Below are 22,278 nucleotides of genomic sequence, written 5' to 3'. Positions count from 1 at the left end.
CGGTGGCGTGATCAGCCGGTCGAAGCCTGGTCGTCCTCGCCGACCCGCCGCCGGTAGACGTCCACGACCCGTTCCAGGGAGTCGCCGAGGTAGCCCGCGAGCAGCCGTTCGGCCCCGTCGCGGTCGCCGGCCCGCAGGGCGTCGAGGAGTTCGACGTTGCGGGCGATGTACGGCTCGTGCAGGGCGCGCGGGTCGTCCACGACGTGGAAGGCGAGGCGCAGTTCGGCGAAGACGCTGCGCATCAGCTCGTCGGTGCGCTCGCTGCCGGCGAGGGCGACCAGTTCCCGGTGGAAGTGGATATTGGCCGTACCCACCGCTTTCCAGTCACCTTCGCGCGCCGCGCGCCGCCCCCCTTCGACGGCCTCGGCGAGAGCGGCCAGGCCGTAGGGCGGCTCGCCCAGGCCGCGGACGACGGCGCACTCGACGAGGGCGCGGGTGCGGTAGATGTCCTCGACGTCCTCGACGGTCAGGACCCGGACGAACACGCCCCGGTTGAGCTCGTGGACGAGCAGGCGTTCGTGGGTGAGCAGCCGGAACGCCTCGCGCAGCGTGTTGCGGGAGACGCCGAGCGCGCCGCCGATGCTGTCCTCCGACAGCCGGGTGCCGGGCGGGAAGAACCCTTCGGCGATACGGCTCCTGAGGATGTCCGAGACCCGCTCGGCGGTGCTCGTGCGGCCCAGGAGGGCACGGTCGTCGGCCAGTCCGCTCAACTGCTCTGCCATGCCCGGAATTCAACCGCAGACCCGAGGGCGAAACAACAGGGGTATTGAGGGATCGTTCAACGATCCTCTACCTTGCTGCGTACGGCGCCGCATCCCGCACCGCGGCGCCGGTCGCTTCCGCACGGCACGGCTCAGTCCCAGCACCCTCCGTCCTCCCACTGCGAGGTGCCCATGAGCACGACCCCTCCGCCGCAGGCCCTGACAACCGCCGGCCCGCCCGGCCCGGACGGGGGCGCGTCCGACGACGGCCCCCTGGGCTGGCTGCGCGCCCTGGGCCCGCGTGGCCGGCGCGCCTTCGCGGGCGCGTTCGGCGGCTATGCCCTGGACTCCTACGACTACTTCACGCTGCCGCTGAGCATGGTCGCCCTGGCCGCGTACTTCGGCCTGGACAGCGGCCAGACCGGCCTGTTCACCACCGTCACGCTGGTGGTCTCGGCGGTGGGCGGCGCGCTCGCGGGTGTGCTGGCCGACCGGATCGGCCGGGTGAAGGCGCTGCTGATCACGGTGATCACGTACGCCGTCTTCACCGTGGCGTGCGGCTTCGCGCCCAACTACGAGACGCTGCTGGTGTTCCGCGCCCTCCAGGGCCTCGGTTTCGGCGGCGAGTGGGCCGTCGGCGCGATCCTCGTCGCCGAGTACGCGAGCGCCAAGCACCGCGGGCGGACGCTCGGCGCGATCCAGAGCTCCTGGGCCGTCGGCTGGGGTCTGGCCGCGATCGTGTACACCGTGGTCTTCTCGCTGGTCGACGAGGACCTGGCCTGGCGGATCATGTTCTGGACCGGCGCGCTGCCCGCGCTGCTGGTGGTCTGGGTGCGGCGCAGCGTCCAGGACGCCCCGCAGGCAGCCCTGGCGCGCGAACGCAGCACCGAGAAGGGCTCGTTCGCGGCGATCTTCCGCCCCGGCACGGCCGCTTCGCCGGGCCTGCTGCGCACGACGCTGTTCGCGGTGCTGCTGTCCACCGGCGTCCAGGGCGGCTACTACACGCTCGCCACGTGGGTGCCGACGTACCTGAAGTCCGAGCGGGGCCTGTCGGTCGTCGGCACCGGCGGATATCTGACGTTCCTCATCTCGGGCGCCTTCGTCGGCTATCTGACCGGCGGCTACCTCACCGACCGGCTCGGCAGGCGCCGCAACATCTGGCTGTTCGCCCTGCTGTCGGCGGTGTGCATCCTGGCGTACGCGAACATCCCGAGCGGCGCCGACACCCTCGTGCTCGTGCTCGGCTTCCCCCTCGGGTTCTGCATGTCGGCGATCTTCAGCGGATTCGGTTCCTATCTGAGCGAGTTGTACCCGACGGCCGTGCGCGGCACGGGCCAGGGGTTCACCTACAACACCGGCCGCGCGGTCGGTGCCGTCTTCCCGACGACGGTCGGCTTCCTGGCCGACAGCTGGGGCGTGGGCGGGGCGCTGGTCTTCGGCGCGATCGGCTACGGGCTCGCGGCGCTGGCGCTGCTGGGCCTGCCGGAGACCCGCGGGAAGGAGCTGACGTGACCCGAACCGACGACGCGTCCCGAACCGACGCCGTGCGCCGTACCGACGCCGCGTCCCGTACCGGTGACGTGCCCCGCACGCACGACGCGACCGGCACGGGCGACCGCCCCCTGGTGCTCGTCGACGAGCACGCGCACGCGTGGAGCCCGGCGGCGGCACGCGCCCGGATCCGCGCCGGCCTGTCCGGTCCCACGGCCGGGGTCGCGGCGGGCCACACGCAGGCCAACCTGATCTCGGTGCCCGCCGACTGGGCGTACGACGTGCTGCTGTTCTGCACGCGCAATCCCAAGCCGTGTCCGGTGCTCGACGTCACGGACGCCGGGTCGTACCGGACGGCGCTCGCGCACGGCGCCGACCTGCGCACGGACCTGCCGCGCTACCGGGTGTGGCGGGACGGCGAACTGGTCGACGAGCCGCGGGACGTGCGCGCGTACTGGCGCGACGACCTGGTGTCGTTCCTCATCGGGTGCAGCTTCACCTTCGAGTGGGCGCTGGCCGAGGCGGGCGTGCCGCTGCGCCACATCGACCAGGGGCGCAACGTACCGATGTACCGGACGAGTTGGCAGTGCCGGACGGCGGGCCGGCTGCACGGGCCGCTGGTGGTGTCGATGCGTCCCGTACCCCCCGAGCACCTGTCGGCCGCGATCAGGGAGAGCAGTCTGCTCCCGGCGGTGCACGGCGGCCCGGTGCACTGCGGCGATCCCGCGGGGCTGGGCATCGCCGACCTCGGCCGCCCCGACTTCGGCGATCCGGTGGACCTCGAACCGGACGACATCCCGGTGTTCTGGGCCTGCGGCGTCACCCCGCAGGCCGCGGTGACGGCCTCGCGTCCGCCGTTCGCCATCACCCACGCGCCGGGACAGATGTTCATCGGCGACGCCCGCGACGAGCAGTACCGCGTGGCCTGAGAAGGAGACCCCAGGGAACCATGACCTCGATCGATCTCAACGCCGACCTCGGCGAGGGCTTCGGCCGCTGGCACCTGACCGACGACGAACAGCTGCTGTCCGTCGTCACCAGCGCCAACGTGGCCTGCGGCTTCCACGCCGGGGACGCGGCCACCATGCGCCGGGTGTGCGAGCAGGCGGCGGAGCGCGGGGTGCGGATCGGCGCCCAGGTCTCCTACCGGGACCTGGCCGGGTTCGGCCGGCGCGCGATGGACGTACCGGCCGGCGAACTGACCGCCGAAGTCGCCTACCAGATCGGCGCCCTGGAGGTGTTCGCCCGCGCCGCGGGCGCGCGCGTGGCCTACGTCAAGCCGCACGGCGCGCTCTACAACCGGGTCGTGCGCGACGAGGAGCAGGCCGGCGCGGTCGTGGACGGCGTGCTCCTCGCGGGCGCCGCGCTGCCCGTGCTGGGGCTGCCCGGGTCCCGCCTGCTGGAGCTGGCGGGCAAGGCCGGGCTGCCGGTCGTCACGGAGGCGTTCGCCGACCGCGCGTACACCGAGGAGGGCACGCTCGTGCCGCGCGGCCGGGACGGCGCCGTGGTCACCGACCCGGAGACCGTCGTGGAACGCTCGGTGAGCCTCGCCCGGTTCGGCGTGGTCACGTCGCACGCGGGGACGCCGATCGAGGTGCGCGCGCGTTCCCTGTGCCTGCACGGGGACACTCCGGGCGCGGTGGACCTGGCGCGGCGGGTCCGGGACCGGCTGGCGGCCTCGGGGGTCCGGGTGGAGGCCTTCGTATGAGGGTGCTGCCGGTCGGGGACGGCGCCCTGCTGGTGGAGGTCGGCTCGGGCGAGGAGGCACAGGCGCTCCACGCGGAGCTGCTGCGGCGGCGCGCGGAGGGCTCACTGACGGTCGGGGAGCTGGTGCCCGCGGCCCGTACGGTCCTCCTCGACGGCGTCGCCGACCCGGCCCGGCTGGCGTCCGAGCTGACCGCCGCCGAGGTGCCGCCCGCTCCCGCACGCGCGCGTGACGTGGTCGAACTCCCGGTCCGCTACGACGGTCCCGACCTGGCCGACGTCGCCGCGCTGTGGGGTGTGCCGGAGCGGGAGGTGGGGCGGATCCACGCGGGCACCGAGTTCCGCGTGGCGTTCTGCGGGTTCGCGCCCGGCTTCGGCTACCTCACGGGGCTGCCGGCGCGCTACGACGTGCCGCGCAGGGCCACACCGCGCACGGCCGTCCCGGCGGGTGCGGTGGCGCTGGCGGGGCCGTACACGGGCGTGTACCCGCGTTCGTCGCCGGGCGGCTGGCAGTTGATCGGCACGACGGACGCCGTGCTGTGGGACCACGCGCGCGTGCCGGCCGCGCTCCTGTCGCCCGGCACGCGCGTGCGTTTCGTGCCGGAGCGGGCGGGGGCGGCATGACCGACCGTGCGCTGTCCGTCGTGCGGGCCGGGGCGCTGACGACCGTTCAGGACCTCGGCAGGCCCGGGCACGCCCACCTCGGGGTGCCGCGCTCCGGGGTGCTGGACGGGCCCGCGGCGGCGCTCGTCAACCGGCTGGTCGGCAACCCGCCGGACGCGGCCGTGCTGGAGACCACGCTCAACGGCTGTGCGGTGCGGCCCCGTTCGGCGCTGACGGCGGCCGTGGGCGGCGCCCCCTGCCCGGTCTCCGTGGACGGCCGTCCGGTCGCCTGGGGCGCGCCCGTGCACGTCCCGGCCGGTGCGCTCCTGGACGTCGGTGCGTGTGTCGCGGGGGTGCGCAGCTATCTGGCCGTGTCCGGCGGGGTCGCCGTCGAACCCGTGCTCGGCAGCCGCTCCACCGACCTGCTGTCGGGCCTCGGCCCGGCCCCGCTGGCGGACGGCGCGGTCCTGCCGCTGGGCAGCCCTGCGGGCGGGCACGCGCGCGTGGACGTCGCGCCGCAGCCGGCGCCGCCCGCCGAACTGGTGCTGCGGGTGACACGGGGACCGCGCGACGAGTGGTTCACCCCGGAGGCGCTGCGGACGTTCACCTCGCGCGCGTACCGGGTGTCGGCGGCGAGCAACCGCATCGGCCTGCGCACCGAGGGCCCGGCCCTGGAGCGGGCCCGCGCGGGTGAACTTCCCAGCGAGGGCATGGTCCTCGGTGCGGTCCAGGTGCCGCCGGACGGCAGGCCGGTGGTGTTCCTCGCCGACCACCCCACCACCGGCGGGTACCCGGTGATCGCCGTCGTCCGCGCCGCAGACCTCCCGGCCGCCGCGCAGGCGGCACCGGGCACGCCGGTGCGGTTCGTTGCCGTGCGCCGCCGGTGAGGCGCACGGACGTCAACCGCTAGGCGGCGTCGGCCTGTTCCGGCAGGGGCAGGGCCGCGAGCGCCGCCGACACCGCTGCCGCCGTGCGCAGGTCGAGGCGCGCGCTCGTGCCCCGCGCGCGGTGCCTGACCTCGTCGGCGGCCAGCCGCAGCAGTTGCGGCAGCAGGTCGGTGCAGCGCCGGGCGACCCAGCCGGTGCCCGCGGTGGCCAGCCACCACAGGCTCTGCGTGGTGCTCGGTGCGGGCGCGGTCGGCTCCGGCGAGGGCGCGCGGCCGGTGGCCAGACCGCGCTCGGCGAGCATCGTGTGGAAGCGCAGGGCGAGTTGGCGGTGCCCGCGCTCGCCGGGGTGCAGCCGGTCCGCGCTCCACATCGCGCGGTCCGCGATCCAGTCGCCGTCGGCGGCGTGCAGGTGGACCGCGCCGTACCGGTCGGACAGCGCGTGGACGACGGTGTTGACGGCGCGCTGCCGCCGGGCCAGCGGACGGGCCAGCGCGCCGGGCAGCCCGAGCATGGCGCCGGGGTCGGGCAAGCACGCCGTCAGGAGCACCGTGCCCTGCCGGGTGAGGGCCGCGTACACCTCGTCGAGGCGGGCGGCCACGGCGTGGATGTCGAAGGTGCGGCGCAGGGTGTCGTTGACGCCGACGACGACGGAGGCGAGACCGGGCCGCAGGGCGAGCGCGGCGGGCAGTTGCCGTTCCAGTACGTCCCGCGTCTGGGCCCCGCTCTCGGCGAGGTTGGTGAAGTGGCCCGGGCCGCCGGGGCCCGCGTCGAGGCCGGGGGCGAGCAGCGCGGCCCAGCCGCGCCACCCGTCGCCGCAGGGGTCGCCCACACCGGCGGTCAGGGAGTCGCCGAGGGCCACGAACCGCGTGGGTCTCATGCCACGCCCTCCGGCACCACCGCCGGACGTGCGGTGCCCGGCACCGGCGCGTCGTGGGCGGCGAGGAACGCCGCGACGGCCGTGTCCCAGCCGAAGCACTCCGCACGCGCGCGTGCGGCCTCGCGCCGGTCGGTCTCCAGGCGTTCGAGCAGCATGTCGACGGCGTCCGCGAAGGCGTCCCCGTGGTCCGCGGCGACGGCCCCGGCCTCGCCGATGACCTCGGGCAGCGCGGACGAGGCGCTGGCGACGACGGGCGTTCCGCAGGCCATCGCCTCCAGCGCGGCGAGCCCGAACGTCTCGGCGGGCCCGGGCGCCAGGCAGACGTCGGCGGAGGCCTGGAGCGCACCGAGCAGCCCGCGGTCGGCGACGTGCCCGAGGAAGGCGACCGGCAGTCCGCGCTCTCGCGCCCGCTGTTCGAGCCGGGAGCGCAGCGGCCCGTCCCCGGCCATCACCAGCACCGCGCGCCGGCCTCGCCGCCGCAGCGACTCCAGGGCGTCGAGCGCGGTGCCGGGCCGCTTCTCGACGGACAGCCGGGAGCACATCACCAGCAGCGTCTCGTCCTCGCGCGCGTACCGGGCGCGCACCGCGGGGTCACGCAGGTCGGGACGGCGCGCCTCCAGGTCGACGCCGAGCGGGGCCCGTACGACGTTGCGCGCGCCGATGCGCACGAACTCCCGCTCGGCGAACTCGGTCGTGCACACCACGCGCGCGTAGGTGTGGGCGGTCCGGGTGTTGAGGCTGTCGGCGGCCCGCCGGGCGGCGGACTCGGGCAGGCCCCAGGTGCGCAGCACGCCGTCGGCGGTCTCGTGGGAGACCATCACGGCGGGCACCCGCGCGCGCCGCGCCCACTTGCCGGTCCAGCGCAGTGTGGTGCGGTCGGAGACCTCGAGCCGGTCGGGCGCGAGATCCTCCAGGAGCCGTGCGACACGTCGTTTGTCGGTGAGGACGCGGTAGCCGCCCGTGCCGGGCAGCAGCGGTCCGGGCAGGGTGATGACGCGGCCCTGCTCGGTGTCGCGGTCGTCGTGGCGTTCGCCGGGCACGACGAGGACGGGTTCGTGTCCGGCCGCTGCGAAGCCCTTGCCGAGTTCGCGCAGGGCGGTGCGCAGACCACCCGACGCGGGGGCGACGAAGTTGGCGAGCCGGACGATGCGCAGGGAGGGCGGGGAGGCGGTCACGCGGCCACCACCGACTTCCGCGCGGCGAGCACGTCCGCGTAGTGCCCGAGGAGCTGGTCGCCGACGGCGGCCCAGGTGCGGCCCTCGACCATGGCGCGTCCGGCGGCGCCGTAGGCGGCCCGCCGCGCGGGGTCGGCGGCGAGGGAGGCCACGGCGTCGCGTACGGCGTTCGCGTCGCGGGGCGGGACGAGCAGTCCGGTGCGGCCGTGGGCGACGAGGTCGAGGGGGCCTCCGGCGGCGGGCGCGACGACGGGCACGCCGCTGGCCATGGCTTCCTGCACGGTCTGGCAGAACGTCTCGAAGGGGCCGGTGTGCGCGAAGACGTCCAGGGAGGCGAAGACGCGGGCGAGGTCGTGGCCGGTGCGGCGGCCGAGGAAGACCGCGCCGGGCAGGGCCTGTTCGAGGCCGGGTCGGCTGGGTCCGTCGCCCACGACGACGACCCGTACGCCGGGCAGGCCGCAGACGCCGGCGAGCAGTTCGATCTGCTTCTCGGGGGCGAGCCGGCCGACGTAGCCGACGAGGACCTCGCCGTTCGGGGCGAGTTCGCGGCGCAGCGCCTCGTCGCGGTGGCCGGGGCGGAAGCGGACGGTGTCGACCCCGCGCGGCCACAGCCTGACCCGGGGCACGCCGTGCGTCTCCAGGTCGTTCAGGGCGGCGCTGGACGGGGCGAGGGTGAGGTCGGCGGCGGCGTGGACGGAGCGGATCCGGCGCCATGCGGCGGCCTCGCCCGCGCCCATGTAGGTGCGGGCGTATCCGGCGAGGTCGGTCTGGTAGACGGCGACGGCGGGGATGCCGAGCCGGGCGGCGGCGGCCATGCCGCGCACGCCGAGGACGAAGGGGCTGGCCAGGTGGACGACGTCGGCGCGGTGTTCGACGAGGGCCGCGGCGAGGCGCCGGCTGGGCAGCGCGACGCGGACCTGGGGGTAGCCGGGGAGCGGGAGGGAGGGGACGTGGCGGACGGGGCACGGCGCGAGGGCGTCGGGCCTGCTCCCGGGTGCGGGGGCCGGGGCGACGACGACGGGGGCGTGACCGCGTTCGACGAGGTGCCGCGCGGTCTGGAGCGCGCAGTGGGCCACGCCGTTCACGTCGGGGGGAAAGGATTCGGTCACGATGACGACACGCATACCGGTGTTGTCGCCGTGCTGGACGTGGCCGCGTCAACGTGGATCTTTCCGGCCGAGGAACGTCCCGTGAGCGTTGGATCGCACGCCCGCGCAGGTCAGGCGGCGGCCACGCGCTCCTGACCCGCGGGTCATCCCTCGTTCACCCGGCAGGCCTGAATCCGCCGTGCTCACGTGCCGAACGGGGGTCTGCGTGACGGGCGTGACGGGCGTGACGGGCGTGACGGGCGTGACGGGCGTGACAGGTGCGAGCGGCGGCGTGACGGGCACTACGTTGTGGCGGCGTCGGGTCCGATGCGACTGCGTACGGCCGTCTGGACCTCGGCCTCCTCGGCCGGGTCGGCGGCGAGCCGGCGCAGGCGTTCGACGACGCGGGCGTCTCCGGTCTCGGCGTGCCGGGCGGCCAGTTCTCGGGTGGTCTCCTCGCAGTCCCAGAGGCATTCGATCGCGAAGCCGGTGGCGAAGGAGGGATCGGTGGCGGCGAGGGCCCGGGCGGCCCGGCCGCGCAGATGGGAAGAGGCGGTCTCGCGGTAAATGTGGCGCAGGACGGGGGCGGCGCAGGTGATGCCGAGCCGTCCGGTGCCGTCCACGAGCGTCCACAGGGTGGGCGCGTCGGGGCCTTCGCCGCGCACGGCCTCGCGCAGGGCGGCGAGGACCAGGTCGCGGTCCTGTGCACCGCCGCGGCAGGCGAGAACGCGTCCGGCGGCGGCGCCGAGCGGGTCGGGCCGGTGCACCCAGCGGCGGGCGCGGTCGACGGCGGCGACGCTGCGCATGCGTTCGAAGGCGTCGACGGCGGCGTCCGCGACGGCGGTCGTCCCGGTGGTCACGGCGTTCTCGATGAGGTCGAGGGCACCGGGGTCGTTGCCGTCGGCGAGGTAGCGCAGGGCGGTGCAGCGGGCTCCGTCGCCGCCGGAGGCGGCGGCGGTGAGGATCTCGGCGCGGTCCTCGGGGCCGGCGACGGCGGCGAGGCAGCGGGCGGCCGGGACATGCAGCGCGGCGCCGCGCTCGAGGCCCTGCTGGGCCCAGTCGAAGACGGCCCGCACGCTCCACCCCGGGCGGGGTCCGGTGGGCCGCATCTGGCGCTGCCAGCGGTCGAAGCAGCCGGTCTCCTGAGCGGCACGCACGCGCGCGGCGACGGATTCGCGCGGATCGTCGGCCCACAGCCGCCAGGGCCGGGGCTCGAAGGCGTCGCGCACGGCGGCGGCCAGTTCGGCCTCGCCCTCGGGGCCGGCGGGGAAGCGGGCGAGCACGGGCGCCGCGAGGGCGCGCAGCCCGGCGTCGTCGTCCCGGAGGGCCAGTTCGTCGAGGGCCCAGGCCCAGTTGGTGCCGTGGGCGGCGTACCTGCGCAGCAGTTCCAGGGCGTCCCGCCTGCCGTAGGAGGCGAGGTGGCCGAGGACGGCCAGGGCGAGGCCGGTGCGCGACTCCTCGGTGTCGAGGATGTCCTCGGCGTCGAAGAGGTGGGCCTCGACGGCGTCGAGTTCGCCGTTCAGGTCGAGGTACAGGCGTGCGTAGTAGAGGGAGCGGTTCTCCACCTGCCAGTCGTGGCGGGGGTCGCGCAGCACACAGTGGTTGAGCGCCGCGAGCGCCTCGGCGCGGGGCGCGGTGAGCGCGTGCAGCGTGCCGTCGCCGCGGCCCCTCTGGAGCAGGCCGAGCAGCGTGCCGCTCGGCGCTATGACCGGATCGAACATGGGAAACAGCCTCACATCAAGCGTCGACGCAACCGGGGACGTGCCTTACCTGGCCGCGAGACAACACGTCGGGGCGCCCGCCGTTTCCTGCTTGCTGTAGACCATCTTCCTCTGCCTCTCGTCGGTGGCCCTCGCGGGCCGCGTCACGGCCCGCGCGGTGCGGCAACACCTGCCCAGCCATCGCGTCCGTGAACCACGACGTCATGATGACTCGGCGCGAAGACCTGCCGCGACCGATATTTCGGCGGCCCTGCACCGCCTCCCCCATTTTCCGTGTTTTTCCTGGTCAGGACGTACGGATCGACGCCGGACCGGCGCCGGACCAGTGGCGGATCACTGCTCGCCGAACAGCTGGAGCAGCTCGGTGCGGCCGAACATGCGCGCCGTGTCGACGGCCGACGGCGTGCCCGCGTGCGGGTCGGCGCCGCCCTCGAGAAGCGCACGGATCACTTCCGTCTCCCCCTTGAACACGGCTCCCGCGATCGGGGTCTGGCCGCGGTCGTTGATCCGGTCGGCGTCGGCGCCGCGGGCGAGGAGCGCGCGGACGGCGTCGGCGTGCCCGTGGTAGGCGGCGAGCATGACGAGGGAGTCGCCGCGGTCGTTGGTGAGGTCGGCCGGGACGCCGGCGTCGACGTACTCGACGAGTGCCTCCGTCCGCCCCTGCCGGGCCAGATCGAAGATCTTGGTCGCGAACTCCACGACCTCGGGGTCGGGCGCTTCACTCATCGGCGGGACCGCCTCTCACTGCGAACTCCGGGGACTGCGCGCACGGCGGCGAGCGGTGCGCCGTACGGGTGAATCGCCAGGGTACTGGTCTCGCGGGGCACATGACGGGACGCGCCCGAGGCAAAGATCACCCCGGCACCGGCCGGACGCGACCGCGCGCGGCGACAGGCCCGGGAAGGCTCCACCGAACGAGGGAAATCTCCCGAATTTCACTCAGTTGCACCTTTTATCGTATGGATACATGCTGTGAGCCTGGAAGTACTCATGGTGACTGTCCCCGCGAACCAGGAGAACTCACATGATCCTCTCCATCTCAGGCGTGGTCCTGCTCGGCATCATCGTCTTCCTCTTCTTCCGCAAGGACGGCCTGAAGGCGTCGCACGCGATCGTGGCCACGCTCTTCGGGTTCTACCTGGCCAGCACGGCCATCGCCCCGAGTATCAAGGCGGGCGGCGAGAGCCTCGCGAGCCTGCTCGGCGGTATCAAGTTCTGACGCCCGCCCGCCCCGCCCGTACGCACCACCCCGTACGCACTACCTGGAGGCAGCAGTGGCCCGGCGCCCCCTCCCCCGCATTCTGAGCAACGGCGGAGCGCAGCTCGCCCGCAGCCGGGAGCTGGCCCGGACGGCGGCCGACGGCGCCACCGACGTCCTCCACCCGCTGATCACGATCACCCGCGGGCTGCGCCGGCTGGCCTCGGCCGGCCGGCGCAAGTGGACCGACACCCCCAAGGACAAGCGCGGCGCGCTGCTCTTCCTGGTGGCGTCCGTGGTCCTGGTCGTGGCGCTGGTGCCCTACGGTCCGCTGCTCGCCGTCATCACCCTGATGGGCGCGGCGGCCTGGCAGGGCCGGGACCGCACACCGGCGGCGTCAGACGGCCCCGACGAGTCGCAGACCCAGCGGCTGCGGTCGCTCTACGAGGCCCTCGTCCCGTACTTCTCCGCCGCGGAGGACCCCGCCCCGCTGTACGCGCACGGCGGCGAGTGGGACAAGGCCTTCCCGGAGTACGAGTTCGACGGCACGGGCCGGTTCTCGCGGCTGGTGATCCGCTACCCGGCCTACTTCACCGACGGCGAGGCCGAGGCGCGCGCCCGCATCGAGCACCTGCTCGCCGCCAAGGCGGGACGCGGGCGCGAGTACCACTTCGCGTGGGACGAGGAGGGCAACCAGCTCGCCGTCACCGTCCTCGCGCCGCTGCCGACCGACATCGCCGCCCAGCGTTTCGTCACGGCCCCCGGCGAGACGGTCCTCGGCTTCACCGACCCCACGCTCGTGCAGCGCACGCTCCCCCTCACCCACGGGGACGAGCAGCGCGACGTGCCGCCGGTCGTGTGGCGCACCGGAATCCGCTCCACCGAGCCGCACCTGCTGGTGCTCGGCCAGCCGGGCAGCGGCACCTCGACGCTGCTGCGCTCGATCGCCCTCCAGGCGCTGCGGCACGGCGACGTCGTGATCGTCGACGGCGGCGGCACCGGCGAGTACGCGTGCCTGACCGGACGGGACGGCGTCCTGGCCGTCGAGCCCGGACTCGGCGGGGCGCTGGCGAGCCTGGAATGGGCCGCGCAGGAGACCGAGCGCCGGCTGATCGCCGCCAACCGCGCGCGTCAGGCGGGCCACCCGCCGCCGGAGGACACCAAGCGACCCCTGTGGATCCTCCTGGACCGGCCGAGCGCGTTCACGCACCTCGCCGCCGCGGACGGCGGCCGGGAGCCGCAGTCGCTGCTCCAGGTCCCGCTGCGGCACGGCCGCGCGGCCAACGTCACCGTGGTCGTCGCCGACCAGCTGGACGCCACGGAGACGCTGAGCGAGGCCGTACTGCAGCACACACGCGCGCGTGTCGTCCTCGGCCCGGCCGCGCCGGACCAGCTGGCGGCCGTGCTCGGCGCCGCGCCGCAGACCACGCCGGTGACGCAGGTCCCGGCCGGCCGGGGTTACGCCCGGCTGGGCGGCGGCCCGGTGCACCGGCTCCAGGTCCCGGCGACCCCGGACCCGTACGACGACGCGACCAGCGACGCGCACCGGCAGGCCGTCCTCGACCTGCTCCCGCCCCGCTCGACCCCGGCCGACGCGGTGGCCGCCGCGGAGTCCGCCGAGGAACCGCGCACGGACCAGGTGCGGGAACCGGACCCGGAACCGGAACACGAGCCACTGCCGGGGACTGCGCCTCCGAAGGCGGTGGCGGCGGAAACGTCCTGACCGCCGCGTCGCCTCACCCGCACGCCTCCCCCTCCGACTCACCCCTGTCTGTCCCCGAGCCCTGCCGCCCGGTCCCACCCGGGCGGCAGGGCTCATCGGTTCGACACTCCCGCGAGCCGTGCCCCGCCAGGGCCTGCCGGGCGTCGCGGGGCAGGCGCGATTTCCGGGGCTTTCACACCAGGCCCTAGGCCACGAACGTCCGAGGTGCCTCCGCGCCCGCCGTGCCGCCGCTCTCCACCAGGCGGGCCGCCGCCGCGAGCCGGCTCGCGGCCTCCTCGGCCACCGCCCCGCCGACCGTGAACGGCAGCCGCACATAACCCTCGAAGGCGCCGTCGACCCCGAAGCGGGGCCCCGACGGCACGCGGACACCGACGCGTTCGCCCGCCTCGGCGAGCCGCGAGCCCGACAGGCCGCCCGCGCGGACCCACAGCGTGAGGCCGCCGCTGGGCACCTCGAACTCCCAGCCGGGCAGCTCGCGCCGGACGGCGGCGACGAGCGCGTCCCGGTTCTCCCGGGCCTGACGGCGCCGCACCTCCACCGCCTGCGCCCAGCCGCCGGTGCTGAACAGCCAGTTCACGGCCAGCTGCTCCAGCACGGGCGTGCCCATGTCGGCGTAGGCGCGCGCGGCGACCAGGCTGCGGATGACGTCCGGGGCGGCCCGCACCCAGCCGATGCGCATGCCCGCCCAGAACGCCTTGCTGGCCGAGCCGACGGTGATCACGGTGGACCCGGCGGGGTCGAATCCGCACACCGGGCGCGGCATGGCGGCGCCGTCCAGGCCCTCGTCCAGCCACAGCTCGCTCATCGTCTCGTCGGCGACGACCACGGTGCCGGCCGAGCGGGCGGCTTCCACCAGCTGCCGCCGCTGCTCCTCGTCGGCGAGGGCGCCGGTCGGGTTGTGGAAGTCGGCGACCACGTACGCCAGCCGGGGCGCCGCCTCCCGCATGACCTGCCGCCAGCGGTCGAGGTCCCAGCCGGTCAGCCCCTCGGCCATCGCCACGGGCACGAGCCGGGCGCCGGCCTCCCGCATGAGCTGGAGGATGTTGGCGTAGGACGGCGACTCGACGGCGACGCGCTCCCCGCGCGGCGCGAAGAGGTGGCAGATGGCGTCGATGGCACCCATCGCGCCGGTCGTCACCATGATCTGTTCAGGCATGGTGGGGATGCCGCGCGCGGTGTAGCGCTCGGCGATCATCGCGCGCAGGGCGGGCAGCCCGGCGGGATAGTCGCCGTGCGTGTGCGCGTACGGCGGCAGCTCCTCCAGCGCGCCCTGCACGGCGCGGGTGAGCCACGGCTCGGGCGCGGGCAGCGAGGCGCAGCCCAGGTCGATCACGGAGCCGAGCGCCTCCGGGGGCAGCGGTTCGAGGCCGCGCGCCGGAAGCGGGTTGCCCGCCGGGACCGCGGTCCAACTGCCCGCGCCGCGCCGCGACTCCAGGAAGCCCTCGGTGCGCAGCGCCTCGTAGGCGGCGGCGACGGTGGTGCGGCTGACGGACAGGGACATGGCCAGTTCGCGCTCGGCGGGCAGCCGGGCGGCGACCGGCACGCGCCCTTCGAGGACCAGCAGCCGGATGCCGTCGGCGAGCGCGCGGTAGGCGGGCGGGCGGCGGGTGCCGGGGCCGGCCGGCCGGTCCTGCTGGGAGGTGAGCAGCCGGGCCAGCTGCGCGGCCCCGACCGCCGAGGTCCACTGCGGCATGGAAATCAGTCCACCTTCCCCGAATTGGCCATGGCTGGCACGTATCCCCGAGCCACAGGGTGTCATGCATCAGGCCACTACGACCACTGGGGGGCACGTCTTGTCCGCGAAGCGACATCTGGGACGGCGGTTGGTGCAGTTGTACGCGGGGCTCGCCCTGTACGGGGCCAGTTCCGCGCTGCTCGTCGAGGCGGGCCTGGGCCTGGAACCCTGGAACGTGCTCCACCAGGGCCTCGCCGAACTCACCGGCCTCACCATCGGCGTCGTGTCGATCGCCGTGGGCGCGGCGGTGCTGCTGCTGTGGATCCCGCTGCGCCAGCGCCCGGGCCTCGGCACCGTCTCCAACGTCTTCGTCGTGGGCATCGCCATGGACGGCACGCTCGCCCTGCTGCCCGCCGCGCACGGCATGGCCGTCCGCGTTCCGCTGCTCCTCGCGGGCGTCGTCCTCAACGGCGTCGCCACCGGCCTCTACATCGCCGCGCGCTTCGGCCCCGGACCCCGGGACGGGCTGATGACGGGGCTGCACCGGCGCACGGGCCGCTCGATCCGGCTGATGCGCACCGCCGTCGAGGTGGCGGTCGTCGTCACCGGCTTCGCCCTCGGCGGCACCGTCGGCGCCGGCACCCTGCTGTACGCGGTGTCGATCGGCCCGCTCGCCCAGCTCTTCCTGCGCGTCTTCGCCGTCCCGTCGGCATCGGACAGCAGCACGGTCGTTGCCACCGGGCAACCTCCGCGCGCGATACTGCGTCCGTGACCCCGCGGATACGCCATCCCTACCTCGACCATCCGGGACCCCTCGCCTTCGCCCACCGGGGCGGGGCGGCGGACGGCCTGGAGAACACCGTCCGGCAGTTCCGGAACGCCGTCGAGACGGGCTACCGGTACATCGAGACCGACGTGCACGCCACCCGGGACGGCAGGCTCGTCGCCTTCCACGACGCGACGCTGGACCGGGTGACGGACGGCGCCGGCCGCATCGCCGACCTGCCCTGGGCGGAGGTGGCGCAGGCCCGCGTGGCCGGTGCCGAGCCGGTGCCCCTGTTCGAGGACCTGCTCGAACTGTTCCCCGAGGTCCGGTGGAACGTCGACGTGAAGGCGGAGCCAGCCCTGCTGCCCTTCCTCGACCTGGTCGAGCGCACCGACTCCTGGGACCGGATCTGCCTCGGCTCGTTCTCCGAGGCGCGCGTGGTGCGCGCCCAGCGTCTCGCCGGGCCGCGCCTGGCCACGTCGTACGGCACGCGCGGGGTGCTCAATCTGCGGCTGCGCTCCTGGGGCGTGCCGGCCGCGCTGCGCCGGTCCGCCGTCGCCGCGCAGGTGCCCGAGTCGCAGTCGGGCATCCAGGTGGTGGACCACCGCTTCGTACGGACCGCACACGCGCGTGGACTGCACGTGCACGTGTGGACGGTCAACGATCCCGATCGCATCCACCGGCTCCTGGACCTGGGAGTGGATGGCATCATGACCGATCACATCGACACGTTGCGCAAGGTCATGGAGGAGCGCGGCGTCTGGGTCTGACCCGGCGCCGTCCGCCGCCCTCGCGCGGCACCTTCACGGGGAAGCGAGGGCACGGGTGGGCACCGACACCGTGCGGGCGGGGGAAGCCGACGAGGCCTCCGCGCGGCGCCGCGAACAGCGCGGCTGGTACTTCTACGACTGGGCGTGCTCGGTCTATTCGACGAGCGTGCTCACCGTGTTCCTGGGCCCGTATCTCACGTCCGTGGCGGAGGCGGCGGCGGACGCGGACGGCTTCGTGCATCCGCTGGGCATCCCGGTGCGCGCCGGTTCCTTCTTCGCGTACTCGGTGTCCCTGTCGGTGATCCTCGCGGTGCTGGCGATGCCGCTGGTGGGCGCCGCCGCCGACCGCACGGGCCGCAAGAAGCCGCTGCTCGGCGCCGCCGCCTACGTCGGGGCGGCGGCGACGGCGGGCATGTTCTTCCTCGACGGCGAGCGCTACCTGCTGGGCGGGCTGCTGCTGATCGTCGCGAACGCGGCCCAGTCCGTCGCGATGATGCTCTACAACTCCTACCTGCCGCAGATCGCGGGCCCCGAGGAGCGCGACGCGGTCTCCTCGCGCGGCTGGGCGTTCGGGTACGCGGCGGGCGCCCTGGTCCTCGTCGCGAACCTGATCCTCTACACCTCGCACGAGACCTTCGGGCTCTCCGAGGGCGAGGCGGTGCGGATCTGCCTGGCGTCGGCCGGTCTGTGGTGGGGGGCCTTCACGCTGGTGCCGCTGCGCCGGCTGCGCGACCGGCGGACCGCGACTCGCGAGCCCGGCGCGGCCGTGCCCGGCTTCAAACAACTGGCCGCCACCCTCCGGGACATGCGCCGGCACCCCCTGACGCTGTCGTTCCTGCTGGCCTACCTGGTCTACAACGACGGCATCCAGACGGTGATCTCCCAGGCCTCGGTGTACGGCTCGAAGGAGCTGGGGCTCGAACAGTCCACGCTGATCGTGGCCGTCCTGCTGGTCCAGGTGCTGGCGGTGGCGGGCGCCCTGGCCCTCGGCCGGCTGGCGCGGATCTACGGGGCGAAGCGCACGATCCTCGGATCACTGGTCGCCTGGACGGTGACGCTGGCGGCCGGGTACTTCCTTCCGGCGGGTGAACCGGTGTGGTTCTTCGTGCTCGCCGCCGGCATCGGGCTCGTGCTCGGCGGCAGCCAGGCGCTGTCCCGGTCCCTCTTCTCCCACCTGGTGCCGCCCGGCAAGGAGGCCGAGTACTTCTCGGCGTACGAGATCAGCGACCGAGGCATGAGCTGGCTGGGGCCGCTGCTGTTCGGGCTCACCTACCAGCTGACCGGCAGCTACCGGGACGCGATCATCTCGCTGGTGCTGTTCTTCGTGCTCGGTTTCGCGCTGCTCGCGCGGGTGCCGGTGCGGCGGGCGATCGGCGACGCGGGCAACCCCGTTCCCGAGCGGATTTAGCACTCGGAGCGAAAGCGCTGTAGTGTACGCGTTTGGCCTGCCTGGCGTACCGTTACTGCGCGTCAAAGGTGCCGAAACGCTGGGTCACATCTACTAGCAGATGTGACAAACCGGGCGCTGGTGGGTACAACAAGGGGCGGCTACGACGGCGACGCATGACCCGGAACGGGACTCGGAACGGGAATCTTTACCGCCGACCGGACGTTGACCGGATGACGACGACAGCGACACCTGTCCTGTGGGCGACAAGCCCGGGAGGCACGATTCATGAGTGAGCGAGCTCTTCGCGGCACGCGCCTCGTGGTGACCAGCTACGAGACGGACCGCGGCATCGACTTGGCCCCGCGCCAGGCCGTGGAGTACGCATGCGAGAAGGGGCACCGCTTCGAGATGCCCTTCTCGGTCGAGGCGGAGATCCCGCCGGAGTGGGAGTGCAAGGTCTGCGGGGCCCAGGCACTCCTCGTGGACGGCGACGGTCCGGAAGAGAAGAAGGCCAAGCCCGCGCGTACGCATTGGGACATGCTGATGGAGCGCCGCACCCGTGAGGAACTCGAAGAGGTCCTCGAGGAGCGGCTGGCCGTTCTGCGGTCCGGCGCAATGAACATCGCGGTGCATCCGCGGGACAGCCGCAAGAGCGCGTAGTCCCCGCAGGGGCTCCGGCGGCTGTTCGACACACGCCAGTGAACCGCGGGCGCCGTACGTCCAAGTGACGTACGGCGCCCGCGGTTTTCTGCTTTTTCTGTTGCCCGTCAGTGCGTCAGCGGCGGGCGCGGCTCCTCGCGCGGGGTGTCGCCCGGCTCGTCCCGGACGACCTCGCCCTGGACGACCTTGCCGTCGGGGCGGCGCATACGGGCCTGCTGGAAGGCGTCGCCCAGACTGCCCTGCGAGGCCTCGCGGAGCTTGCGCTCGAAGGTGCGCTCGGCGTACCGGCTCACCGCCTTCTGCACGGGAGGCACCAGCATGACCAGGCCCACGGCGTCGGAGATCACGCCGGGAAGGACCAGGAGCAGTCCGCCCAGCATCGTCAGGCCGTTGCCCTCGCTGTTCGGCCGGGGCGTCGGCGGTACGCCGCTCTGCTGCTGTTGCACGGTCTCGGTGAGGTTCTGGAAGGCCCGTCGGCCTGCCCGCTTGATCACCGCGGATCCGAGGACGAAGCCCGCCACCAGGATCAGCAGGACCACGAGCCCGCTCGACGCGCCCGCGATCACCGTCAGCAGCCAGATCTCCAGGACGAGCCACGCGGCGAGACCCAGCGGCAGGAAGGTGCGCAGCCGGGAGCGCCGGGGCCGGGTCGGATACCTGGGGGTCTGAGCGCCAGTCGTCATGCTCCCAGTGTGCCTGGGCCGGGCTCAGCGCGGGATAAGCGGGGCAAGACGGCCGCTGCCTCGCTTCACGACCCCGCGTGCTTCTCCGAGGGCTCCTCGGAGGACTTCTCGGAGGACTTCTCGAAGGACTTCTCCGAAGGTTTCTCCACGGGCTTCTCGGCCCGTCCCACCACCTTGCCGACGCGCTCCCCCACGCCCCACGCCGTGACCCGCCACAGCGCCTCCACGAGGATGTCCCGGCTCATCTTGGAGTCGCCGTGCTCGCGCTCCACGAACGTGATGGGCACCTCGACGACGTGGTAGCCGGCCTTGACGGCACGGCGGGCCAGGTCGACCTGGAAGCAGTAGCCCTGCGAGGCGACGTCGTCGAGGCCGAGGCCCTCCAGCGTCTCCCGGCGGAAGGCGCGGTAGCCGCCGGTGATGTCGCGCAGCGGCAAGTCGAGGGCGAGGCGCGAGTAGAGGCTGCCGCCGCGCGAGATGACCTCGCGGGACTTGGGCCAGTTCACCACCCGCCCGCCCGGCACCCAGCGCGAACCGAGCACCAGGTCGGCGCCCTTGAGGGCGGTGAGCAGCCGGGGCAGTTCCTCGGGCTGGTGGGAGCCGTCGGCGTCCATCTCGACCAGCACGCCGTAGCCGTGCTCCAGGCCCCAGCGGAAGCCCGCGAGATAGGCGGCGCCCAGGCCCTCCTTGCCCTTGCGGTGCAGCACCTGGACCTGGTCGTCGCGCGCGGCCAGCTCGTCGGCGAGCTTGCCCGTGCCGTCGGGGCTGTTGTCGTCGGCCACCAGGACGTGCGCCTCGGGGACGGCCTCGCGCACCCGGCCGACGATGGCCTTGATGTTCTCGGCCTCGTTGTAGGTCGGGATGATCACCAAGGCCGTGCCGAGCGGGCCGAACTGCCTCTCCTGGGCTCGTGCCGCGAGAGTCCCGTCGCCGTCGTTCACTGCTGCCCCTTCATGTCCGTACGCAGGGGACCACCATAGTGCGCCGGGCCTGCGCCGACGCGACGGCACGGACGACGGGCGGTGTGGATTCGGCGAGCGGCGGGTAGGCGCCCCGGTTTCGGCACCGGTCGCCGGGGGTGCCGCCGTGCGGCGGATGGGGGCCCGGCGCCCTTCGGGCCGACCTGGGACCCGCTGGCTGCGGATCGACCGAAAGCCGTTGTCTACTGAGCGCCCGGGCCCCACCCGGGGTCGCACCTCCCCGACCGGCCGTCCCCTCCTCGTCGCCGTGGCTGCGCTGAGCCTGGCTCCCAGTGGCGGTGCCCCGGTGCGGCACACCGCCCCTGACCCAGCGGCGCTCGCGACGCGTGCGCGGAGGTTCCCCGGTCGGGCGTCCGGTGGTGGACCCGGCAGAACCTACCGGCCCCCGGCCGCCGCCTGTCAACAGCCGTTTGACCTGCGCTTCGTCGGCAGACGGCCTGGTCGGCGCGGATTATGCGCAGGTCGCGCGACGGGAGCGGGGCCGACGGCCGGCAAGCGGGCGGCCCCGTAGATCACTCGCCCGGCCGTACGAAGACCGTCCGGCCGCCCACCACGGTGCGCAGGCAGACCGGCAGGTCACGGCCCGGCGTGAGGTCGGGCAGGCCGGGGGTGCCGGAGCGCGGGTCGGTGGACCAGCGCGCGACGCGGTCGTCGGGCGCCTGGACGACCAGCTCACCGGTACGCCACACGGCGTAGTCCGCGGGGGCGCCCGGTACCAGAACACCCGCGTCGTCGCGTCCGATCGCCCGCCAGCCGCCACGCGTGTGCGCGGTGAACGCGGCGCGCACGGAGACGCGGTGCTCGGGCGTGCGGTGGAACGCGGCGGCGCGCACGGTGCCCCAGGGGTCGAGCGGGGTGACCGGGCTGTCGGAGCCGAAGGCGAGCGGGACGCCGGCCTTCAGCAGGGCCGCGAACGGGTTCAGGGTGCGGGCCCGTTCGGCGCCGAGCCGCTGGGCGTACATGCCGTCCTCGCCGCCCCACAGCGCGTCGAACGCGGGCTGCACGGAGGCGGTCAGGCCGAGGTCGGCGAAGGCCGCGACGGTCTGCGGGGTGAGCATCTCGGCGTGCTCGACGCGGTGCCGGGCGGCGCGGACCCGGGCGAGGCCGACCTTGTCGGCGGCGGCGCGCACTCCCTCGGCCACGGCGGTCACGGCGGCGTCGCCGATCGCGTGGAACCCGGCCTGGAGGCCCGCCTCGGTGCAGGCGACCACGTGGGCGGCGACGGCGGCGGCGTCCAGGTAGGCGGTGCCGGTGTGGCCCGCGTCGCTGTACGGGTGGTGCAGGCAGGCGGTGTGCGAGCCGAGGGCGCCGTCCACGAAGAGGTCGCCGGCGGCGCCGGCCGCGCCGAGCTCACGGGCCCGGGCGATGCCCTCCTCGCCGTGCTCGGCCCAGTAGCCGACGACCCTCGGGCCCGGCTCCTCGGCGGCCAGCCGCAGCAGGCCCGCCAGATCGTCCTCGGAGGAGATCTCGGGCCCGGCGCACTCGTGGAGGGTGCCGATGCCCAGCGAGGCGGCGTGCGCGAGGGCCGTGCGCTGGGCCTCGGCGCGCTGCGTGGGGGTGATCGCGGCGAGGGCGGCGGCGCGGACGGCGTGGTGCGCGTCGGCGGTCAGCGGGCCGTCCTCGCGCGGCACGTCGCCGGGGACGAGGTCCAGCAGGGCGGTGGTGACGACGGCGGAGTGCACGTCGATGCGGCTCAGGTAGAGGGGCCGGCCGCCGGTGGCCGCGTCGAGTTCGGCCCGTGTCGGCGGCTGCCCGCCGGGCCAGCGGGAAGCGTCCCAGCCGTGCCCGAGGAGGACCCGGTCGGCGGGGCGGGCGGCGGCGAAGTCGCGTACGAGGTCGAGGGCCGCCTCGCGGGTGGCGGCGCCGGACAGGTCGAGGCCGGTGAGGGCCAGTCCGGTGGACGTCGTGTGCACGTGGGCGTCGGTGAACGCGGGGGTGACGAGCGCCCCGTCGAGGTCGACGACTTCGTCGACGCCGTCCGCGAAGGCGTCGGCGGCGCCCTCCGAGCCGACCCAGGCGACCTGGCCGCGCTCCACGACCATGGCGGTCGCGAAGGGGTCGGCGGGGCTGTGGACCTCTCCGCGGCGGAGCAGGACGGTGTGGGGCGGGGCGGTGCGTTCACTCATGACGGACAGTGTCGCGCCTGACGTCCCGGCCTGTGCACGCAGGTCCGGTCCCGCACCGCG

21 protein-coding genes are annotated in these 22,278 nt (G+C 74.5%); 11 read left to right on the top strand and 10 right to left on the bottom strand.

Translation table 11 applies throughout. The features are described 5' to 3' along the window. Window positions 1-11 precede the first annotated feature (11 nt). Window positions 12-722 carry a GntR family transcriptional regulator gene (locus ACZ7D7_RS24490; RefSeq protein ID WP_470826957.1) on the bottom strand — a complete coding sequence of 237 codons (711 nt, stop codon included), beginning with the start codon at window positions 720-722 and terminating at the stop codon, window positions 12-14. A gap of 171 nt (window positions 723-893) precedes the next feature. Between ACZ7D7_RS24490 and ACZ7D7_RS24485 the strand changes: the two genes are divergently transcribed. The 5 genes from ACZ7D7_RS24485 (at window position 894) to ACZ7D7_RS24465 (ending at window position 5,386) form a co-directional block, all read left to right on the top strand. Beyond that, the gene (locus tag ACZ7D7_RS24485; RefSeq protein ID WP_470826956.1) at window positions 894-2,213 is read left to right on the top strand and encodes an MFS transporter; all 1,320 of its coding nucleotides are present in this window, start codon (window positions 894-896) and stop codon (window positions 2,211-2,213) included. 68 nt (window positions 2,214-2,281) lie between these two features. Continuing rightward, complete coding sequence (locus ACZ7D7_RS24480; protein WP_470827006.1) at window positions 2,282-3,121, top strand: putative hydro-lyase; 840 nt, start codon at window positions 2,282-2,284, stop codon at window positions 3,119-3,121. Between the two features lie 20 nt (window positions 3,122-3,141). Then, entirely contained in the window at window positions 3,142-3,900 is a 759-nt protein-coding gene (locus ACZ7D7_RS24475) for a LamB/YcsF family protein (RefSeq protein ID WP_470826955.1), read from the top strand. Continuing rightward, the gene (locus ACZ7D7_RS24470) at window positions 3,897-4,520 is read left to right on the top strand and encodes a 5-oxoprolinase subunit B family protein (protein WP_470826953.1); all 624 of its coding nucleotides are present in this window, start codon (window positions 3,897-3,899) and stop codon (window positions 4,518-4,520) included. The genes ACZ7D7_RS24475 and ACZ7D7_RS24470 overlap by 4 nt, the downstream gene beginning before the upstream one ends. Beyond that, window positions 4,517-5,386, top strand: a complete 870-nt coding sequence (locus tag ACZ7D7_RS24465) for a 5-oxoprolinase subunit C family protein (RefSeq protein ID WP_470826952.1) — start codon at window positions 4,517-4,519, stop codon at window positions 5,384-5,386. The genes ACZ7D7_RS24470 and ACZ7D7_RS24465 overlap by 4 nt, the downstream gene beginning before the upstream one ends. Before the next feature lie 19 nt (window positions 5,387-5,405). Here the strand turns inward: ACZ7D7_RS24465 and ACZ7D7_RS24460 are convergent, their stop codons facing one another. The 5 genes from ACZ7D7_RS24460 to ACZ7D7_RS24440 form a co-directional block, all read right to left on the bottom strand. Next, window positions 5,406-6,263, bottom strand: a complete 858-nt coding sequence (locus tag ACZ7D7_RS24460; protein ID WP_470826950.1) for an SGNH/GDSL hydrolase family protein — start codon at window positions 6,261-6,263, stop codon at window positions 5,406-5,408. Next, on the bottom strand, window positions 6,260-7,438 hold the full coding sequence (locus tag ACZ7D7_RS24455; protein WP_470826948.1) for a glycosyltransferase: 1,179 nt from the start codon (window positions 7,436-7,438) through the stop codon (window positions 6,260-6,262). Before ACZ7D7_RS24455 ends, ACZ7D7_RS24460 begins: the two co-directional genes overlap by 4 nt. Further along, window positions 7,435-8,562: a glycosyltransferase family 4 protein gene (locus ACZ7D7_RS24450; RefSeq protein ID WP_470826947.1), complete on the bottom strand. Its 1,128-nt coding sequence runs from the start codon at window positions 8,560-8,562 to the stop codon at window positions 7,435-7,437. The genes ACZ7D7_RS24455 and ACZ7D7_RS24450 overlap by 4 nt, the downstream gene beginning before the upstream one ends. Window positions 8,563-8,828: 266 nt before the next feature. Then, entirely contained in the window at window positions 8,829-10,247 is a 1,419-nt protein-coding gene (locus tag ACZ7D7_RS24445; RefSeq protein WP_470826945.1) for a HEAT repeat domain-containing protein, read from the bottom strand. A gap of 333 nt (window positions 10,248-10,580) precedes the next feature. Next, on the bottom strand, window positions 10,581-10,973 hold the full coding sequence (locus ACZ7D7_RS24440; protein ID WP_470826943.1) for an ankyrin repeat domain-containing protein: 393 nt from the start codon (window positions 10,971-10,973) through the stop codon (window positions 10,581-10,583). 298 nt (window positions 10,974-11,271) lie between these two features. Between ACZ7D7_RS24440 and ACZ7D7_RS24435 the strand changes: the two genes are divergently transcribed. Continuing rightward, window positions 11,272-11,466 carry a hypothetical protein gene (locus ACZ7D7_RS24435; RefSeq protein WP_279551584.1) on the top strand — a complete coding sequence of 65 codons (195 nt, stop codon included), beginning with the start codon at window positions 11,272-11,274 and terminating at the stop codon, window positions 11,464-11,466. A 55-nt stretch (window positions 11,467-11,521) separates the two neighbouring features. Further along, window positions 11,522-13,168, top strand: a complete 1,647-nt coding sequence (locus ACZ7D7_RS24430) for a P-loop NTPase family protein (protein WP_470826941.1) — start codon at window positions 11,522-11,524, stop codon at window positions 13,166-13,168. A 184-nt stretch (window positions 13,169-13,352) separates the two neighbouring features. Here the strand turns inward: ACZ7D7_RS24430 and ACZ7D7_RS24425 are convergent, their stop codons facing one another. Continuing rightward, window positions 13,353-14,861, bottom strand: coding sequence for an SCO1417 family PLP biosynthesis transcription factor (locus tag ACZ7D7_RS24425; protein ID WP_470826940.1), 1,509 nt, complete (start codon window positions 14,859-14,861; stop codon window positions 13,353-13,355). A 64-nt stretch (window positions 14,862-14,925) separates the two neighbouring features. Here ACZ7D7_RS24425 and yczE point away from each other — a divergent pair, with 64 nt between their 5' ends. From yczE to ACZ7D7_RS24405, 4 genes are all read left to right on the top strand, one after another. Next, complete coding sequence (gene yczE / locus ACZ7D7_RS24420) at window positions 14,926-15,615, top strand: membrane protein YczE (protein ID WP_470826939.1); 690 nt, start codon at window positions 14,926-14,928, stop codon at window positions 15,613-15,615. Next, window positions 15,612-16,379, top strand: a complete 768-nt coding sequence (locus ACZ7D7_RS24415; protein ID WP_470826937.1) for a glycerophosphodiester phosphodiesterase — start codon at window positions 15,612-15,614, stop codon at window positions 16,377-16,379. Before yczE ends, ACZ7D7_RS24415 begins: the two co-directional genes overlap by 4 nt. Window positions 16,380-16,434: 55 nt before the next feature. Further along, on the top strand, window positions 16,435-17,787 hold the full coding sequence (locus tag ACZ7D7_RS24410; RefSeq protein WP_470826936.1) for an MFS transporter: 1,353 nt from the start codon (window positions 16,435-16,437) through the stop codon (window positions 17,785-17,787). Between the two features lie 267 nt (window positions 17,788-18,054). Beyond that, complete coding sequence (locus tag ACZ7D7_RS24405) at window positions 18,055-18,429, top strand: RNA polymerase-binding protein RbpA (RefSeq protein ID WP_003977404.1); 375 nt, start codon at window positions 18,055-18,057, stop codon at window positions 18,427-18,429. Window positions 18,430-18,536: 107 nt separating this feature from the next. Here the strand turns inward: ACZ7D7_RS24405 and fxsA are convergent, their stop codons facing one another. From fxsA to ACZ7D7_RS24390, 3 genes are all read right to left on the bottom strand, one after another. Further along, on the bottom strand, window positions 18,537-19,112 hold the full coding sequence (gene fxsA / locus ACZ7D7_RS24400) for an FxsA family membrane protein (protein WP_470826935.1): 576 nt from the start codon (window positions 19,110-19,112) through the stop codon (window positions 18,537-18,539). A gap of 65 nt (window positions 19,113-19,177) precedes the next feature. Then, complete coding sequence (locus ACZ7D7_RS24395) at window positions 19,178-20,053, bottom strand: polyprenol monophosphomannose synthase (protein ID WP_470826934.1); 876 nt, start codon at window positions 20,051-20,053, stop codon at window positions 19,178-19,180. 551 nt (window positions 20,054-20,604) lie between these two features. Further along, on the bottom strand, window positions 20,605-22,218 hold the full coding sequence (locus tag ACZ7D7_RS24390; protein WP_470826932.1) for an amidohydrolase: 1,614 nt from the start codon (window positions 22,216-22,218) through the stop codon (window positions 20,605-20,607). Between the last annotated feature and the right edge of the window lie 60 nt (window positions 22,219-22,278).

The organism is Streptomyces sp. NPDC037054 (assembly GCF_055606745.1).
Note: the sequence above shows the minus strand (reverse complement) of the source record. Positions and strands in the feature narration are given on the sequence as shown.

What these genes read in the sequence shown, in the direction of transcription:
- ACZ7D7_RS24490 (WP_470826957.1), bottom strand. Translation starts at nt 722, where the DNA reads ATGGCAGAGCAGTTGAGCGGACTGGCCGACGACCGTGCCCTCCTGGGC.
- ACZ7D7_RS24485 (WP_470826956.1), top strand. Translation starts at nt 894, where the DNA reads ATGAGCACGACCCCTCCGCCGCAGGCCCTGACAACCGCCGGCCCGCCC.
- ACZ7D7_RS24475 (WP_470826955.1), top strand. Translation starts at nt 3,142, where the DNA reads ATGACCTCGATCGATCTCAACGCCGACCTCGGCGAGGGCTTCGGCCGC.
- ACZ7D7_RS24470 (WP_470826953.1), top strand. Translation starts at nt 3,897, where the DNA reads ATGAGGGTGCTGCCGGTCGGGGACGGCGCCCTGCTGGTGGAGGTCGGC.
- ACZ7D7_RS24465 (WP_470826952.1), top strand. Translation starts at nt 4,517, where the DNA reads ATGACCGACCGTGCGCTGTCCGTCGTGCGGGCCGGGGCGCTGACGACC.
- ACZ7D7_RS24460 (WP_470826950.1), bottom strand. Translation starts at nt 6,263, where the DNA reads ATGAGACCCACGCGGTTCGTGGCCCTCGGCGACTCCCTGACCGCCGGT.
- ACZ7D7_RS24450 (WP_470826947.1), bottom strand. Translation starts at nt 8,562, where the DNA reads ATGCGTGTCGTCATCGTGACCGAATCCTTTCCCCCCGACGTGAACGGC.
- ACZ7D7_RS24445 (WP_470826945.1), bottom strand. Translation starts at nt 10,247, where the DNA reads ATGTTCGATCCGGTCATAGCGCCGAGCGGCACGCTGCTCGGCCTGCTC.
- ACZ7D7_RS24440 (WP_470826943.1), bottom strand. Translation starts at nt 10,973, where the DNA reads ATGAGTGAAGCGCCCGACCCCGAGGTCGTGGAGTTCGCGACCAAGATC.
- ACZ7D7_RS24435 (WP_279551584.1), top strand. Translation starts at nt 11,272, where the DNA reads ATGATCCTCTCCATCTCAGGCGTGGTCCTGCTCGGCATCATCGTCTTC.
- ACZ7D7_RS24425 (WP_470826940.1), bottom strand. Translation starts at nt 14,861, where the DNA reads ATGCCGCAGTGGACCTCGGCGGTCGGGGCCGCGCAGCTGGCCCGGCTG.
- yczE (WP_470826939.1), top strand. Translation starts at nt 14,926, where the DNA reads ATGCATCAGGCCACTACGACCACTGGGGGGCACGTCTTGTCCGCGAAG.
- ACZ7D7_RS24405 (WP_003977404.1), top strand. Translation starts at nt 18,055, where the DNA reads ATGAGTGAGCGAGCTCTTCGCGGCACGCGCCTCGTGGTGACCAGCTAC.
- fxsA (WP_470826935.1), bottom strand. Translation starts at nt 19,112, where the DNA reads ATGACGACTGGCGCTCAGACCCCCAGGTATCCGACCCGGCCCCGGCGC.
- ACZ7D7_RS24390 (WP_470826932.1), bottom strand. Translation starts at nt 22,218, where the DNA reads ATGAGTGAACGCACCGCCCCGCCCCACACCGTCCTGCTCCGCCGCGGA.